Genomic DNA, 17,275 nt, shown 5'->3' with positions numbered 1-17,275 from the left:
GCTTGCAGAGGCCGACCATCGGTCACCACGTCAGGTAAAACATGCCCTTGGCCAGCAAGACGATGGCGACCATATGACAGAACAGACTGCCGTGGATGAACTGCAGGTATCGAGCGTTCATGCGCCCGCTCTTGAACAGAATCATGGCAACCAGAAAATGCAGGAGCACGCTCACGGCAACGACGATTTTCACCATCAGCAACGTGCCGAACGAGGACGCCAGCGGCGTGGCAAGAGCGGGCAAGTAACGCTGCCAGACCATGCCGATCCCCGCGCCGAACAACACCAGCAACACCCACGGTATCAGCGTCCGTGCTCGACGACCGATCCCCTGCTCGACCAGCATCATTACCCTGTCGGGCAATTGCTTGCGGATGCTTTCCAGAAACAGGACCTCGAAGAACACCGTGCCGATGAAGATCAGCGCGGCGAACAGGTGCAATGTCAAAAAAACGGGATAGACCATGAGAGGGATGGCTCTGATGACTCAGCGAGAAGAACATCAATCCCATTGTGTCGCCAGTGCCGGTGAACTTCGGCCCAATGGGAACTCGCGCGTTCATCCGCAAGGGCGCGCGAGTGTTGCTTCACAGAATACAGAGCTGCCCGTCCCACCCGTTTGACACCGATCAAGAAACGTCCCTGTCCCTGATGCGGGCTAGCCCACCTTTCAGTGGGGCGCGCGAGGAATCGTCTTGAGCAGATCTTCAGGACTGATGTAACCGACGACCGGCTCCGCGACGCTGCCCGGTAGCGGCAGGTCAAGGATGTGGCCCTTGATCTTGCCGATCACGTGCATTTCGCAAGGTTTGCAGTCGAACTTCAGCGTCAGCACCTCGTCACCGTGCACCAGTTGCATCGGCGCAACCTTGGTGCGAACGCCGGTGACGCCTTTGGCCTGTTTGGGGCAAAGGTTGAAGGAGAAGCGCAGGCAGTGCTTGGTGATCATCACCGGCACTTCTCCGGTTTCCTCGTGGGCCTCGAAGGCTGCATCGATCAGCTTGACGCCGTGACGGTGATAGAAGTCGCGAGCCTTTTGGTTGTAGACGTTGGCCAGGAACGACAGGTGCGACTCCGGGTACACCGGCGGCGGGTTTGTCTCGGCCTTGCGACCACCCCGTGGGTGGGCCAGCAGACGGGCCGCGGTCAGCGCTTCGATCACTTCCCGACGCAGCGCTTTGAGCTGCGAGTTGGGGATGAAGAACGCCTGGGTTGCTTCCAGCTTGATGCCGGTGGCGTGGTAGTCGGTGGTGCCCAGTTGACCGAGCAGATCACGCAGTTGGTCCAGGGCCTGCTCCGGCTTGTTGGCCAGACCGAACGGGCCGTCCAGAGACACGCTGGCACTGACGCCCTCCTCGCTGGTGGCGGTGAGTTGCAGGCGCTGCTCGTCCAGCTGTGCGACCCAGGCCAGACCGATACGACGTTCAGCGGAAGTCTTCTGCAAGGCTTGCTGCCAGTTATGGTCCAGGTTGCGGCTCAGTGGATGGTTGGGCCGCAGCTTGTACATCCCGTCCGGCATCTCGTTGGGCTCGACACGGTAGCGATAACGCTTCTCGCCCTCTTCGAGGAACTCCCCCTTGGGCTCGGCGATGTTGGCGCGAAAGCCCACTACTTCGCGCTTGATCTGCACGTTGAGACCGTCGCCATTGGACAGCGGCTCAGAGGTCACCACCTGCAAGTCACGCTTGCCCACCTTCTCCACCACGCCCACTGGCAGGCCGGTGAAAGTCGGTGAATCGAAGGCTCCGATGTCGACCTTGCGGTCGGTGACAAAGTAGTCGGTGCTGCCACGGTGGAAGGTCTTGTCCGGGTCGGGCACGAAGAAATGCGCAGTGCGGCCACTGGACGCGCGGGCCAGGTCCGGACGATCTTCAAGAACGTCGTCCAGGCGCTGGCGATAGTAGGCCGTGATGTTCTTCACGTAGCCCATGTCCTTGTAGCGCCCTTCGATCTTGAATGAGCGAACGCCGGCTTCCACCAACGCGCGGATGTTGGCGCTCTGGTTGTTGTCCTTCATCGACAGCAGGTGTTTTTCGTAGGCGACGACGCGGCCCTGGTCGTCCTTGAGGGTGTACGGCAAACGACAGGCCTGTGAACAGTCGCCACGGTTGGCGCTGCGACCGTTCTGTGCGTGGGAGATGTTGCACTGGCCGGAGAACGCCACACACAACGCGCCATGGATGAAGAATTCGATGGCCGCATCGGTCTCGTCGGCGATGGCGCGAATCTCTTGCAGATTCAGCTCGCGGGCCAGTACCAGTTGGGAGAAGCCCGCCTGGTCCAGAAACTTCGCCCGTGCCAGGGTGCGGATGTCGGTCTGGGTGCTGGCGTGCAACTCGATGGGCGGGATATCCAGCTCCATCACGCCAAGGTCCTGAACGATCAACGCATCGACCCCGGCATCGTAGAGCTGATGGATCAGCTTGCGGGCTGGCTCCAGCTCATTGTCATGCAGGATCGTGTTGATCGTCGTGAACACCCGGGCGTGGTAGCGCCGGGCGAACTCCACCAGTCCGGCGATCTCACTCACTTCGTTACAGGCATTGTGGCGGGCGCCGAAGCTCGGGCCACCGATATAAATGGCGTCGGCACCATGCAGGATCGCCTCGCGAGCGATGCTCACGTCACGGGCAGGGCTGAGCAGTTCCAGGTGATGTTTGGGCAAGGACATATTTTTTATCTGGTTTGTCACGGTCGAGGCACGCATTGTAGCGGGCAAATGTTTGACCGGCATCCGTGGGCTTCTTGGTCAGGGTTGATATCACCTGCCTGTAAGGCGCTTCTGGGCCGCGAAAACGACAGCATCACCCGTCACGATTCCGGCGTTGACCTCGGGCAGCTGAGTGGAATTGCGCGTCAGCCACTATTTGAATTTTATTGTCATCAGCAACTCCCCGGGAGGCGTTTGTTCAGGAATGCCCAGCAGGTTGAAAGCTACGGGTTCGTTGCATATACCCTTCTCCCAGAGCCGTTTCGCTATGGGCGAACTGACGGCTGCAACCACCGATTCAAAAACAAAGTAATTTCGAATCTCAGGACTTACCTCCATCACCGCCTTCAAACCCTCTGCCAGGACGATGTGCGTATTTTTGAACGAGTAATCCTTGTACCCGGGGTAACCACACTCATGAGCCACGAAAAGCCAATCGTGAATGATATAAGCAGGTGCGTACCCCCAAGGGGAATAACCATTGACGCCCCATAAAAATCGAGGAATTGACCCACCATCGGTATACATGGGGCCAGGGCGAATTACTTCACCATTAGAACGTGTAAATCGAAACGGATCATCCTTGCTTGGAACAAACAGAAAATAGTCATTCTTGATCCAGCGCACATCCAAAGCGCCTTCAAACCTTCCCTCATCGGTTTCGCGATACGATATCGGAGCGCAGGCTTGCAACGTGAGAACAAGAAACACAAGAATTAGAAAGCGCATATCAAGCCCTCCTTGAAAGACGAAAAATCTGCCATTAAAGATGGCAAACATCGCACTTCCACGTTACCTCGCCTCTTCAGTATTCTTCTGGGCCACCTGCTGCCCCCGACTTTTCTCCAGCTTTTCCATCAACATCAAATTATCTGGCACTAACGACGGGACTAACAACAACCTACCAATATCAACCAACTCTAAAACGTGATTTTGATCGTGTCGTGAGTTGCTTTCGGGAGCTGAGAAAAAGCTTCACTTGCGAGCAAGGGATTCTCCAGGTCGGAACCGAGGACCTCCAGAAACCTCGATCAAATCAAAGTCCGCCCCAGCACTCTCCATGCCTCTATCTCCCTTGATTCGCTTCCCGGCTCGGGCGGTAGATCGATTTGCATGCCTTGGTAATCCGCCGTTTTGTGATTCGGAGGGAGGCTATATGACGTTAGCCAATGGCCATCACTCCGTCCAATTCCCGCCCCCTCTGCTTTGGCGCTGCGCAGACGAATACTTAGGCGCTACTGTGTTGTGGGGCGTAAAAGTAGGGAGAATCCATTTCATGGCCAAAAGGAGGATCCGTGGTCGTCATGTCAGCCCTGCCACCCTCCTCCCAGCGCTTTGTACAAATCGATAGTTGCCGCTCGTTCGGCCAACTGATCACTGATCAACGCTTGCTGTGCAGCGAACAGCGTCCGTTGCGCGTCCAAAAGAGTCAAAGAGCTGTCGATACCTGTCAGGTAGCGACTTTCCGCCAGCCGATAGTATTTGGCACTCGCGCTGACCAGCCCTTGTTGCGCCTCAATCTGCTGTCCAAAGGTCTGCGTTGCAGCCAGTCCATCACTGACTTCCCTGAAGGCTGACTGGATCGCCTTTTCGTAACGCGCCACTTGTATGTCTTTCTCGACTTGAGTGACGTCCAGGCTGGCTTGCAAGCGGCCCGCATTGAAGATTGGCAGACTGATCGCGGGGAAAAAGCTCCAGACACCCGAGCCTCCATTGAAGAGCCCTGACAGTTCTTCGCTCGAGGTGCCAGCATCCGCCGTCAGGCTGATTCGGGGAAAGAACGCAGCCCGGGCTGCGCCGATATCCGCATTGGCAGCCTTGAGCAATAACTCTGCTTCCACTATGTCGGGCCGACGGTTGAGCAGATCCGACGGCAATCCCACTGGCACCTCAGGTAAAGATTGTCGCTCCCAATCACCGCTCGACAGATCGGTGGGGAGTTCACCTCCAATCAACAACACCAACTGGTTTCGGTCGTCGGCAACCTGCCGACGATACCGGGCCATCGAGCCTCGAGCGCCTTGCACCAGGGTTTGTGCCTGGCTCAACGCCAAATCTGAAACGGTACCTACTTCAGCGCTGCGACGTGTCAGCTGGTAGCTGTTTTCATAGGTGTCGAGGGTATCGCTGGTCAGTCGCTCCAGTGCTTGATCGGCCTGCAGAGTGAGCCAGGCATTTGCAACGCTTGCCACCAGCCCGATACGGGCTGAACGCTGTGCTTGTTCACTGGCCAGGTAACGCTGCAATGCTGCTTGATCGAGGCTGCGCACACGGCCGAACAAATCCACCTCATAACTCACGTTCAGCCCGACAGAGTACTGACTCTCGATCGTGGCTTTATCACCGGATGCCAGATCTGCCGGAACTCGCTGACGACTACCACTGCCCACCGTCGAGACGTCCGGCAACAGATCCGCGCGGCGAATGCGATAGCGCGCCTGATAGGCCTCGACGTTCAACGTGGCAATCCTGATATCCCGATTGTTGGCCAGTGCGGTCTCGATCAATCGATGCAAGGCCGGATCGGAAAAGAACTCGCGCCAATCGAGCGCTGCGGCACTCTCATCACGTGACACTGGCGCCAAGGGGTAAGTCGCCGCCACCGGTGCCTGAGGTTGCTGGTACTCCGGGATCAGAGAGCAACCACAGAACAACAACGAACTCAGGACCAGAAAACTGAATGGTTTGATCATGACATGACCTCTTCGTGAGCGACTGCGGCCAGAGCGACGGACGATCGACGTGCGAACAGTGACGACACCGACACATAAAAGAGTGGAACCCAGAAGATGGCCAGGACGGTGGCGGTCAGCATGCCGCCGATCACACCGGTGCCAATGGCATGCTGACTGCCAGAACCTGCACCGGTGGAGATAGCCAACGGCACAACCCCGAGGATGAACGCAAGCGAGGTCATGACAATGGGACGCAAACGAAGCCGCGCCGCCTCAATCGCCGCTTCGGCATAGCCCATGCCCTGCTCATGCAGTTCCTTGGCGAACTCCACGATCAGGATGGCGTTCTTCGCCGCCAGCCCGACTGTCGTCAGCAGGCCTACCTGAAAGAACACGTCGTTGGACAGGCCGCGCAAGGTGGTGGCAAGCAATGCCCCCACAACACCCAGCGGTACCACCAGCATCACGGCCAAGGGTATGGACCAGCTTTCGTAAAGGGCCGCGAGACAGAGGAACACCACAAGCAGCGAAAGCGCATACATGACAGGCGCTTGAGACCCGGAAAGCTTTTCTTCATACGACAAGCCCGTCCACGCCAGCGCGACACCAGGCGGCAACTGAGCAGCGATGGCCTGTGCTTCAGCCATGGCATCACCCGTGCTGTAACCCGGTGCCGGACCACCCAGTATTTCCTCTGCCGGCACACCGTTGTAGCGCGCCAGTTTGGGAGAACCGAAGACCCACTCGCCGGAGGCAAAAGCGGAGAACGGCACCATCTTCCCGGCGGCGTTACGTACGTACCATTTGTCCAGATCTTCAGGGGACATGCGCGCGCTGGCCTGGCCCTGTACAAACACTTTTTTGACTCGGCCACGGTCAATGAAATCATTGACGTAGTTGCCGCCGAAGGCCACAGAGAGCGTGGTGTTGATGTCTGTTTGTGAAACGCCCTGCGCCCTCGCCCGCCGGTCATCGATCTTCAACCGATACTGGGGCTCATCGCTCAGGCCGTTGAGTCGAACCGCTGTCAGCACTTTGCTTTCGGAGGCCAGACGCAGGAACTGATTGCGCGCCTGCCCCAGGACTTCGTGACCGACGCCGGCCTGATCCTGAAGGAATAAATCAAAGCCCGAAGCGTTGCCCAACTCACGCACTGCTGGAGGCACCACGGCGAATACCATTGCATCGCGCATGCCTCTGTATTTCGCTTGAGCGCGCTTGGCCAACGCGAGCGCCGCATCTTCAGGACCGCGCTTTTCCCACGGCTTGAGCAGAACAAACGCCATGCCCGAGCTTTGCCCACGCCCCGCGAAGTTGAATCCATTCACGGTAAACACGGCGTCGACAGCGTTAGCCTCTCCCCCCTGCTCAGGAGTGGCGAGCAAATACTGACGCACACTGTCGAGCACCTTTTGCGTGCGCTCAGCACTGGACCCGGCGGGGGTCTGCACTTGGGTAAAGATCACGCCTTGATCTTCATCGGGCAGAAACGCAGTGGGGATGCGGCTGAACAGCAAGACCATGCCAACGACGATCAACAGGTAGGCCAGGAATGCCGGCGCCTTGTGCCGCAACATCCCGGCGACACCTCGCTCGTAGCGTTGCACGCCGCGATCAAACCCGCGATTGAAAGCACGGAAGAAGCCGAGACGTGCGAGCCCATGCGTCGGGTCATGGGGCTTGAGCATCGTGGCGCACAAGGCAGGCGTGAACACCAGCGCGGTGAGCACCGACAGGGCCATCGCCGACACGATGGTGAGGGAAAACTGACGGTAGATGACGCCGGTTGACCCGTCGAAAAATGCCATCGGCAACAGCACCGCCGACAACACCATGGCAATGCCCACGAGCGCGCCCTGGATTTGTTTCATCGAGCGAATCGTGGCTTCTTTCGCCGACAACCGCTCCTCACGCATGACACGCTCGACGTTCTCGACCACGACGATGGCGTCATCCACCAGCAGGCCGATGGCCAACACCATGCCGAACATCGACAAGGTGTTGATGGTGAAACCGGCGACCGCGAGAACACCGAACGTACCCAGCAGGACGACAGGAACGGTCAGCGTGGTGATGATGGTCGCGCGCAGGTTCTGCAGAAACAGCAGCATCACGAGGAACACCAACACGATCGCCTCACCCAGGGTATGGAACACACCATGGATCGAGTCGCGCACCACTGGCGTGGTGTCGTAGGGGTAGACCACTTTCATACCGCGAGGGAAAAACGGTTGCAGTTGGTTGAGGGTGTCGTGGATCGCCTTGGTGGTGTCCAGCGCGTTAGCCCCGGGGGCAAGCTTGATGGCGATGCCGGACGCCGGCATACCATTGAACTGGGCGTTGACGCTGTAGGTTTCACCGCCCAGTGCGACATCGGCCACATCGGCCAGACGCACTTCGGAGCCGTCAGGATTGACCTTGAGCTGGATGTCCTTGAACTCTTCTGCTGACTGCAAGCGGGTTTTGCCAATGATGGTGGCGTTGAGCTGTTGGCCCGGCAGTGCAGGCAGGCCGCCAATCTGACCGGAAGACACTTGCACGTTTTGGGCTTGAATCGCACTTTTCACATCGACGGGCGTCAGGCCGAAACTGACCAGCTTCGAAGGATCAAGCCAGATCCGCATGGAGTACTGCGCGCCGAACACCTGGAAGTCACCGACGCCGGAAGTGCGCGACAGCGGATCCTGCATGTTGGATACCACGTAGTTGGCCAGGTCCTCGCGGGACATGCTGCCGTCTTCGGAAACGACGCCAATCACAATCAGGAAGTTCTTGACCGCTTTTGTCACCCGGATCCCCTGCTGCTGCACTTCCTGCGGAAGCAAGGGCGTGGCCAGGTTGAGTTTGTTTTGCACCTGAACCTGAGCGATGTCGGGGTTCGTCCCTTGGTTGAACGTAACCGTGATCGCCATGGTGCCGTCGGAGTTGCTTTCCGAACTGACGTAGCGAAGGTTGTCGATGCCGTTGAGCTGTTGCTCGATGACCTGGACCACGGTGTCCTGCACGGTCTGGGCCGATGCCCCTGGGTAGGTCACCTGAATCGAAATCGCTGGCGGAGCAATGTCAGGGTATTGGTTGACGGGCAGCTTGAGGATCGCCAGCCCGCCCGCCAGCATGACGATCAATGCGAGTACCCAGGCAAAAATGGGCCGATCGATAAAGAACCTGGACATGTTCAGTTCCCCCCAGCCACGGCACCGGCCAACACCGGTGCCACGTTTTGCGCGGCAGTCACGGAGACCTTCATGCCTGGCTTGACGAACTGCAGCCCTTCAGTGATCAAGCGATCGCCCGCTTCGAGGCCACGCTCCACAAGCCATTGGTTGCCCACTGTGCGATTGGCCGTCAGGGGACGCTGTTCAACGGTTCCATCAGCGCTGACCACCAGTGCGCTGGGATTACCCTTCAGGTCGCGGGTCACCCCTTGCTGCGGAGCAAGGATGGCGGCTTGTCGGACGCCGCTCTGAAGTTTTGCCCGCACAAACATACCAGGGAGTAGCAGGTGCTCCGGGTTGGGAAACACGGCGCGCAGGGTCACCGAACCGGTGGAGGGGTCGACTGACACCTCAGAAAACTTCAAGCGCCCCGGCAGTCCATAGGCACTGCCATTTTCCAACGCGAGGCTCACCACGGCGGCGTCCGCCCCCGCCGTCTCCAGGCGCCCTTGCTTGAGATCATCACGCAGTTTGAGCAGGTTTGCAGATGACTCCGTGATATCGACATAGATGGGGTCGAGTTGCTGAATCGATGCCATGGCCGCTGCCTGGCCGTTGTTCACCAGCGCACCTTCGGTCACGCTGGAGCGGCCGATGCGGCCAGCAATCGGTGCGAGCACACGGGTGTAACGCAGGTTGATCTCGGCACGTTTCAGGTCAGCCTCCGCCGTCAGTTGTCGCGCCTGTGCATCCTCGAACTCTTGACGGCTCACCGCCTTTTCTCCGATCAGCTGTCGATAACGGTCTGCGAGGGAACGGGCCTGTTGAAACGATGCTCGGGCGCGGGCTACATCTGCTGCGTACGGTGATGGATCAATGCGGTACAGCGGCTGTCCGGGTTTCACCTCACTGCCCTCGTCAAACAGACGCTGCTCGATGATACCGTCCACTTGCGGCCGCACTTCTGCAACGCGGAACGGCGCGGTACGCCCCGGTAGCTCGCTTTGCACTGTGTACGTTTGTGATTGAAGCGTCACGACACCAACCTGTGGCGGTGTGACAGTTTGTGCGGGGGCCTCTTGCTTGCAGCCAGCGAGCACGACCGCCAGCGCCAGAGCCGAGAGGATCAAGGGAACCGTCTGCAGGGGTTTCATGGGACATTCCTCATACTTTCGCCAGGCGATAGCGGGCCGTAGCCGGCCGAATCGGGGCGAGTTCCAATTGAAAAAATTTGTCAGTGCCGCGGGGTGGCGCGTTGACGACCGGGGTCAGTTGATGGGCATCACTTTACGAACCCGGGCACGCCGGGAGAATCGCTGCCCACTGCAAGGCTTCGTTGCGCATTCGGCAACGCTGCCGTTGCGCGAGCGCGCAATCAAGGCAGCACGCTGTGCGCCGCGATGGCATCGGCCGGTATTTCGATTCGATCAAAAGCGACGCGCAACGCCGTCTGGTCAAATGCACAGGACGTGCTTAGGGGGCGAGTATTTCCTTGAGAAACTCTATGAACACATTGATGCGGCTGGAACCACGATGATTGGGCAGATACAACGCATTGATGCAGGTGCTTGCACTGCCAGGGTTGACCTCATACTGCTCCAGCACGCGCGTTAGCCGACCTGCGCTGACGTCGTCACGCACCAGCCAATCGGCCAACAGCGTCACCCCGCCACCGGCCAACGCCGCCTCGCGCAGAATGTCGGCGTTGTTGCTTTGCAACCGTCCCTGCACATTCAAGCGGATAACTTCTTCGTCGCCCTGAAAGGTCCAATTGTGGTGACCCGTGCGGTAATCAAAACGCAGACACTGATGCTCCAACAGGTCACGCGGGTGCCGGGGCAGCCCGGTACGCGTCAGGTATTCGGGACTTGCCACCACCCAACGCTGGAAATCACCGATTCGCTTGCTGACGATGTCATCACTGACAACCGATGAACCAAGACGCACGGACACATCGATTTGCTCGCTGAGCAGGTCACTGACCTCGTCGCTCAGCGAAAGGCTGATCTCCAGGCCAGGATGGCGCTCAAGCAACCGCCCCAGATGGGGAGCGATGATACGTCGGCCGAATTCCACCGGGACGCTGGCCCGTAATCGCCCCTGCGCTTCACTGCCGCGGTCGGTAACGACGGCATCGGCCTCGTCGATGGCCTCGAGGATCGCCACGGCTTTATCGAAATAGTTCTGGCCCGCCACCGTGACGCTGGTGTTGCGCGTAGTGCGGTTAAGCAGGCTGGCGCCTAACTCGCTTTCAAGTCCGGCTACCTGTCGCGTCACTGACGAAGTGGAGATGCCGAGCTTGCGCGCCGCTGCCGAATAACCACCGCAGCGAACCGTTTCGACAAACATTTTGAGCGCCAGCAACTTATCCATAAACGGATTCCGAGATCGAAAAGTAAAGGTAACGACTGTGCATGACCAGGCGGTGGGCGTCTTGCATGGCTGTGCTCAATCGGTAGCGGGTTTGGGGTTGCGTGGCTTCTGACTACCTGCGCGGGCGCTCTTGCGGCGATTCCGCCAATCAACCGCGTCTATCGGATCAGACGTGGAGTCAGTCATTGCCACTCCTTTTTATCGAGCGATCAGTAAGCTCGCGACTATAGCAGAACGTTCATCACCGCCAACGCTCCCCCCATGATTCCGATTGAGAACGAAGGCCAATTGAAGCCCCTTGCATTATTTCAATTTATCGATTGATAATCAAAACCCAAAAGTAATCGACTGATCAATAAAGGCGTCTCGGCGTTCATCGCCCAACAAAAACAATAAAAAGGAGATTGACCATGCAATGTCCCTGCTGTCTCTCGAAGACCCGTCGCCAACTGCTAGGCATCATGGCAGCTACTGCGGGCGGCCTGCTGGTCACCCGTTTGGTACCCGCCTCGGCGGGGTCGATCAAGAGGGGTGCCGACATCCCGGGGAGATCGGTGGACATCCATGCGCATTACTATCCTGAAGAGTTCTTGCACCTCTTGGGCGGTGATGGCAAAGCTTTCGGTGGAAGCTATACCCGCCAGGAGAACTCATTCAGCTTCGCTACCCCGGCTGGCGGATTAGGGCCTTTGCCCCTGAAATTTATCGATGTGCAAGCGCGCTTGCTCGACATGGATCGCGCAGGCGTCGATGTTCAGGCGCTGTCTTTGAGCGTGCCGATGGTGTACTGGGCAGATCGTCAACTCAATGCTCGCCTGGCACGTGCCTGGAACGATGCCGCGTCAACTGTTCATCGCCAACACCCGCTGCGTTTTGTGGTGCTGGCGACGTTGCCGATGCTGGATGTGCACGACGCCATTATCGAGCTGGAGCGCACAGCCGAACTGCCCGGGGTGCGGGGCGTTTATATGGGCACCAATATCAACGGTCTGGACTTGGACGATCCACGCTTTGCACCAGTCTTTGCCCGCATTGAACAGCTGGGACTGCCAGTGTTCCTGCACCCGCAACAAACGGTTGGCGGCAGCCGCTTGAGTAACTATTACCTGAGCAACCTGCTGGGCAACCCGTTCGATACCGCTATCGCGGCTTCACACCTGATTCTCGGTGGAGTACTGGATCGATACCCACAGCTGCATGTGTCATTGCCCCACGCCGGTGGAGCATTGCCAATACTCGTCGGGCGTCTCGACGCAGGCTGGAATTCACGTCCCGAGACCCGGCGTCTGGCTCAAAAGCCGAGCAGCTATTTGACGCGATTCAGCTACGACACCGTTTCACACTCCGGGCCGGTTCTGGACTATTTGATCGCCAATGTCGGTATCGACCATCTGGTACTGGGCAGCGACTACTGCTTCGACATGGGATACGAACAACCGGTGCGTTTTGTAGAAAGCGTAGGTCTGGGCCCCCGCGAGAAGGCTGCAGTGCTCGGTGGAAACGCGGCCAGAATCCTCGGACTCCGCGGATAACTTTAGCGAAACACTCAATTTCCCTTTGGCCGGTCTGACCGGCCTTTTTTTTGCTCCGATTCAAGCCTTCATGACGAAGTGGACAAGTGAGCAATACCTGGCGCTTTGTCGATCATGCAACTTATCAGTCACTTGTTGTCAGGCACGTTGGTGACACATCAATTGTGGTAATTACCGGTATTTGAATTGGGTATTTTTATAAACTAACGCTCGACATCACAATTAACTCCAGAAGCACACAAAGAGTTCCTTCTTAAACAACCTCTGGAAATCACCCTCATGAAATACGCAATGCTCGCCTCACTCATGATGTTTAGCGTTTACGCTTCTGCCCAAAGCGCTTCCAACGTCAAGGTCGCCACTCCTGAACCTGAGCACTACAACTACTCCGAACACATGGATATCGCCAAAGTCATCAACATCACTACCGCCGAGGACACAAATAACGCTTGCGGCCCGGTGGATGCGCACATGGTGTATGTGGATCACAAGGGCGCAACGCACGACCTGCAATACAAAATATTCGGTAGCGCTTGCCTGAATGGTTAATGCCTTAAAACATGCAGATGCCAAAAAGAGGAGAAAGCTTCGAGCTGAAGCTTTCTCCTCTTTTTATATTCCAGACTGGAAATACGGCAACAACACCCCGCCTGTAAACGAACTTTATCCAGTTAAAGCGGCTGAATCAGGATCAGTTGATGCCCATGATCCGGTCACCCATGCTCACCCCCCAATCCGCCATACGCTTGCCTTCTGCAAGTTGCAGTTGCTGCCAGACCTGCAAGCCTTTATCGATGTCGCCAATGTCGTCGATCGCTTGAGCCAGGGACAGTGCATTGCGGGCTGCCTTGGCCGTGCTGCCGGCCGTATGAGGACGCGGCACAAAAGCGGCATCGCCAGTCAGCAACACGCGACCAAACACCATTTGGGGGACTTTCAGATCAAGGATCGCTTGAACGAAAATATCCTTGGTCTGGCGAATCAGTTCACGAAAAGCCGGGTTGGCATGCTGCTCACCCATGTCCCGCAGGTAAGCATCCTGCTGAGCGGCCAAGGCTCCCGGTGGAATGGAGTGGCTACGCCGATGACCATTGTTATCAGTGAGCACAGCATCTAATGCTGCGCCTTGGGCAGCTTTCAAATACCAGAGCCAGTTGAACCGTCGCTCGCCAGGATTAACCGAGCCATTCAAGCCCGGCACCATGTATTCCAACATCAACGATTCAGGGTCTTGTTGAAAGACAAAGTCTTCGTAAAGCTGCGCTTTGGCGAAGTCTGGAAGTCCGTCTTCATCAACCAGACCACGCCAGACTACATACCCCGAATAGGTGTATTGCGCACCAGGCAACACCAGACTTCGCACGGTTGAACCCGCACCATCGGCACCAATCAGCAGGTCTCCCTCAGCACTGCTGCCATCTGCAAAATTCGCAGTCACTCGTTGCTCATTTTGAGTCAGATCAACCAGCGTCTTTCCACGGTGATAGTGCTCGGCAGGAAAGGCAGAGAACAAAGAGTTGTAGAGCGTGTTCCATGACGTCTGAGTTTGCGGCATCGGCTCTTTATGCACGACGGTGCCAGCTCGATTCAAATACAGACGATCATGGGAGCGGACTCCAAGTGCATTGGCCGGTTTGATTCCGGCATAGCGAAAATGCTGAAGGACATCTGCTTGCAGAACAATGCCTCCACCACGGCTATCCATCGCCGCGGGGGATCGCTCGAAAATATCGACGTGCCAGCCAATCGCACGCAACGCCGTGGCGGCGAACAGTCCTCCCAGGGAACCACCAATGACCAAGGCCTTCGGAACGCCTGGACTCTTCATTACCTCTCTCCTCGTAGCAGGGTGATTCCCACAGCCTCTGGATTCGACGTTGCGTTATGCCAACACCGGATAGTCGATGTACCCCTTGGCGTCGCCGCCAAAAAAGCTGTTGCCGTCCGCCGGGTTGAGTTCGGTACGGCCACGCAAACGCGCTGGCAAGTCGGGGTTGGCAATGAACGGGCGACCAAAAGCGATGAGGTCGGCACGCCCCTGCGCGATGGCCTGCTCGGCCGTTTCGCCGGTGTAACCACCCGCCAGCATCAGAACGCCATGGAAGTCAGTACGCAGCTGCTTGATGATGGCGTCCCAGCGGGGATCGTTACTTTCGTCGAGCACCGTGCCGACCATCATCGGTTCTACCAGGTGCAGGTAAGCGAGATTCCAGTGATTGAGCCGGGATGCAATGTAGCCAAAGGTTTGTTCCGGGGTGTCATCGCCCATGCCCATGAAACGCCCCATCGGTGTCAGGCGCACAGCAACGCGTTCGGCGCCTATTTCTTCGGTCACGGCTTGCACGACTTCGAGCAATAGCCGCGCGCGGTTTTCGATACTTCCACCGTAGCGATCGCTACGCTGATTGCTGGCGCTGTTGATAAATTGGTCAAGCAGATAGCCATTGCCTGCGTGAATCTCCACACCGTCCATACCGGCAAGAAGTGCATTGCGAGCGGCCTTGCGGAAGTCGGCAACGATCGCTTCAATGCCTGGAATGTCCAGTTCCTGAGGAACCGGTACATCACCCCAGATCCCCTCGCCCTTTTCATTCAGGATGAACGTCTTGCCGGGGACCGGCTGCGCGGTCGGTGCCACCGGCAGGCCGCCGTCAGGTTGAAATACCGGGTGCGACACCCGCCCCACATGCCAGAGCTGCAGGAAGATGCGCCCGCCTTCTGCGTGCACGGCTTCGCTGACAGCTTTCCAGCCCTGAATCTGCTCGTCGCTATGGATGCCGGGCGTCCAGGCGTAACCCTGCCCCTGCTGCGAAATCTGCGTAGCCTCGGTGATGATCAACGCGGCACTGGCACGCTGACGGTAGTACTCGACGTTCATTGAGGTCGGTACGTTGCCAGGCTGGCCCGCACGGGAGCGAGTCAAAGGGGCCATGGCGACGCGATGATCAAGGGTGAGCAGGCCGAGTTTGATCGGGCTGAACAAGTGATGAGTCATGATGATTTCCTGAATGAATAGGGATTGAAAAAACGGCTTAAGCCGCTTGGCTTCGTCTTAGTATCTGGATCATTACTTCGATGGGCTGAGCACCACTGATGACGTCGTCTGCGATCTGAATACTCGGTACCGAGCGCACACCGGAGGCCTTGGTTATGGCCTCCAGCTTCAGGACTTCAGCGGTGCCTTCCTCGGTGCTGAGAAAGTCGACAACAGCCCCCCGGTCCAGCCCCGTTTCGGCAGCGATGTCGGCCAGCACATTGAGGTCGCCGATATCCCGCCCCTCGCTGAAGTACGCCTTGAAAATGGCCTTGATCAGGAGGGAAGCGTCTCTACCCGCCAGTTGCTCTCGCCATACCAGCCGATGCCCTGCCAAGGTGTTGGGGGTTTTTTCGACTCGTTGGTAATCGAACTCCAGACCGACAGCCTTGCCGGCGTGGGTCACCTGTGCGTCCATGGCCTGGCTACGCGCCCAGCTGCCGAACTTGCCAGAGCGGTAGGCTTTACGATCCATGCCCTGAACAGGCATGTCCGGGTTCAACTGATAAGGCAGGAACGTAATGTGGCCGTCAGCTGAATAATCCGAAGCGGCAAGCGCGCGCTCGAGATTTTCTTCACCGATCCAGCACCATGGGCAGATGAAGTCGTAAGTCACCTGAATCTTGGATGAGTGCAAACTCATGGCAGTCTCCGTGGTTGAATGTTTTCACACCCCCACGGTAGGCGGCCGGTCCCCGCCAGAGAATCCACCTTCTGCACAACGTTGCGTTTCGCAAAACGCAAAGGTGGGGCGATCAGCTCACGAGCTGACACTCCGATCCGAGTAATTCACTGAGGAAATCAATAAACGTATTGATACGTTTCGAGCCGCGGTGGTTGGGCAGGTACAGGGCCGAGATCGCCGAACTTGCGCTGTCCGGATTGACGACAAAAGCGTCGAACAAGGACGTCAATCGACCACTGTCGATATCATCATTGACCAGCCAATCGGGCAAAAGCGCCACCCCGCTACCGGCCAGTACCACGTCACGCAAAACCTCGGCATTGTTGCTCTTGAACTGCCCGTCGACGGGCACGCGAATCGCTTGTCCCTTGCCTGTAAATGTCCAGACCTGCTGCGGTGCACCGTAGTTGAAGCACATGCACTCGTATCGCATGAGGTCCATGGGTTGGTCAGGAAGTCCGCGAGCATTCAGGTACTCGGCACTGGCGACCACCCGGCGTCGAAAGCTGCCGATGCGGCGACTGACCACAGCTTCCATCGCCGCCGGCGACCCCATCCGGATCGATAGATCGATGCTTTCGCCGAGCAGATCGACGATGTCGTCAGATAACGTCATATCCAGCATGAGCATTGGGTAACGCTCTAAAAGCGTGGAGATATGAGGGGCGATGAGGCGGTGTCCAAACGCCACGGGAACCGAAATACGCAGCTGCCCTGCGGGCACTTCACCACGATCCGAGACCGACTCGTCAGCATCCGCCATGGCATTCAGAATATCCCGGCCTTTCAAGTAATAAGCACTCCCGGCATCCGTCAACGTGACTTGCCGGGTAGAGCGATTAAGCAGCACGGTACCGAGGTCACCCTCAAGCCTGTCGATCATTCTGGTCACTGAAGAAGTCGCCAGATTGAGTTGTCTGGCGGCCGCCGAAAAGCCCTTGGAATCTACCGACTGGATGAACATTTTCAGTGCGAGCAGCTTGTCCATGAAACTCCTTCAATGCCATCGGTACATTCCTTGAGGATCCATCTTTGGACAAGCGCGCAAGTGGCGCGAGTTAACGGTTGTTAATTCTGACGTCGTTGCGCTGGGCGCAATGTAGCGTTGCGC

At 57.7% G+C, this 17,275-nt stretch carries 13 protein-coding genes; 2 read left to right on the top strand and 11 right to left on the bottom strand.

Annotated features, from left to right (window positions below):
- Positions 1–22 precede the first annotated feature (22 nt).
- The 7 genes from IB246_RS22010 to IB246_RS21980 form a co-directional block, all read right to left on the bottom strand.
- A complete protein-coding gene (locus IB246_RS22010; RefSeq protein ID WP_192230173.1) occupies positions 23–466 on the bottom strand; it encodes a CopD family copper resistance protein in 444 nt (147 codons plus the stop codon).
- Between the two features lie 204 nt (positions 467–670).
- A complete protein-coding gene (locus IB246_RS22005; protein ID WP_032832365.1) occupies positions 671–2,671 on the bottom strand; it encodes a peptidase U32 family protein in 2,001 nt (666 codons plus the stop codon).
- 192 nt (positions 2,672–2,863) lie between these two features.
- Positions 2,864–3,490: a DUF1353 domain-containing protein gene (locus IB246_RS22000; RefSeq protein ID WP_050562977.1), complete on the bottom strand. Its 627-nt coding sequence runs from the start codon at positions 3,488–3,490 to the stop codon at positions 2,864–2,866.
- A 527-nt stretch (positions 3,491–4,017) separates the two neighbouring features.
- Positions 4,018–5,403 carry an efflux transporter outer membrane subunit gene (locus IB246_RS21995; protein ID WP_008037467.1) on the bottom strand — a complete coding sequence of 462 codons (1,386 nt, stop codon included), beginning with the start codon at positions 5,401–5,403 and terminating at the stop codon, positions 4,018–4,020.
- Positions 5,400–8,558 (bottom strand): efflux RND transporter permease subunit, encoded by a 3,159-nt coding sequence (locus IB246_RS21990; RefSeq protein ID WP_008037469.1) that lies wholly within the window; start codon positions 8,556–8,558, stop codon positions 5,400–5,402. The genes IB246_RS21995 and IB246_RS21990 overlap by 4 nt, the downstream gene beginning before the upstream one ends.
- A gap of 2 nt (positions 8,559–8,560) precedes the next feature.
- On the bottom strand, positions 8,561–9,694 hold the full coding sequence (locus tag IB246_RS21985) for an efflux RND transporter periplasmic adaptor subunit (RefSeq protein ID WP_008037471.1): 1,134 nt from the start codon (positions 9,692–9,694) through the stop codon (positions 8,561–8,563).
- Positions 9,695–10,013: 319 nt separating this feature from the next.
- Positions 10,014–10,913, bottom strand: coding sequence for a LysR family transcriptional regulator (locus tag IB246_RS21980; protein WP_008037473.1), 900 nt, complete (start codon positions 10,911–10,913; stop codon positions 10,014–10,016).
- 410 nt (positions 10,914–11,323) lie between these two features.
- Between IB246_RS21980 and IB246_RS21975 the strand changes: the two genes are divergently transcribed.
- Together IB246_RS21975 and IB246_RS21970 are read left to right on the top strand one after the other, a co-directional pair.
- The gene (locus tag IB246_RS21975; protein ID WP_008037480.1) at positions 11,324–12,445 is read left to right on the top strand and encodes an amidohydrolase family protein; all 1,122 of its coding nucleotides are present in this window, start codon (positions 11,324–11,326) and stop codon (positions 12,443–12,445) included.
- A gap of 279 nt (positions 12,446–12,724) precedes the next feature.
- Positions 12,725–12,994: a DUF2790 domain-containing protein gene (locus IB246_RS21970; protein WP_008037490.1), complete on the top strand. Its 270-nt coding sequence runs from the start codon at positions 12,725–12,727 to the stop codon at positions 12,992–12,994.
- Positions 12,995–13,136: 142 nt separating this feature from the next.
- Here IB246_RS21970 and IB246_RS21965 read toward each other — a convergent pair whose 3' ends face one another.
- The 4 genes from IB246_RS21965 to IB246_RS21950 form a co-directional block, all read right to left on the bottom strand.
- Positions 13,137–14,273: an FAD binding domain-containing protein gene (locus IB246_RS21965; RefSeq protein WP_008037492.1), complete on the bottom strand. Its 1,137-nt coding sequence runs from the start codon at positions 14,271–14,273 to the stop codon at positions 13,137–13,139.
- A 54-nt stretch (positions 14,274–14,327) separates the two neighbouring features.
- Positions 14,328–15,440: an alkene reductase gene (locus tag IB246_RS21960; protein WP_008037494.1), complete on the bottom strand. Its 1,113-nt coding sequence runs from the start codon at positions 15,438–15,440 to the stop codon at positions 14,328–14,330.
- Between the two features lie 37 nt (positions 15,441–15,477).
- The gene (locus IB246_RS21955; protein ID WP_008037502.1) at positions 15,478–16,122 is read right to left on the bottom strand and encodes a DsbA family oxidoreductase; all 645 of its coding nucleotides are present in this window, start codon (positions 16,120–16,122) and stop codon (positions 15,478–15,480) included.
- 112 nt (positions 16,123–16,234) lie between these two features.
- Positions 16,235–17,152, bottom strand: coding sequence for a LysR family transcriptional regulator (locus IB246_RS21950; RefSeq protein ID WP_008037504.1), 918 nt, complete (start codon positions 17,150–17,152; stop codon positions 16,235–16,237).
- Positions 17,153–17,275: the final 123 nt, after the last annotated feature.

This window comes from Pseudomonas sp. PDM01, from assembly GCF_014852325.1.
Lineage (GTDB): Bacteria > Pseudomonadota > Gammaproteobacteria > Pseudomonadales > Pseudomonadaceae > Aquipseudomonas > Aquipseudomonas migulae.
This window is presented reverse-complemented; position numbering and strand designations above follow the sequence as displayed.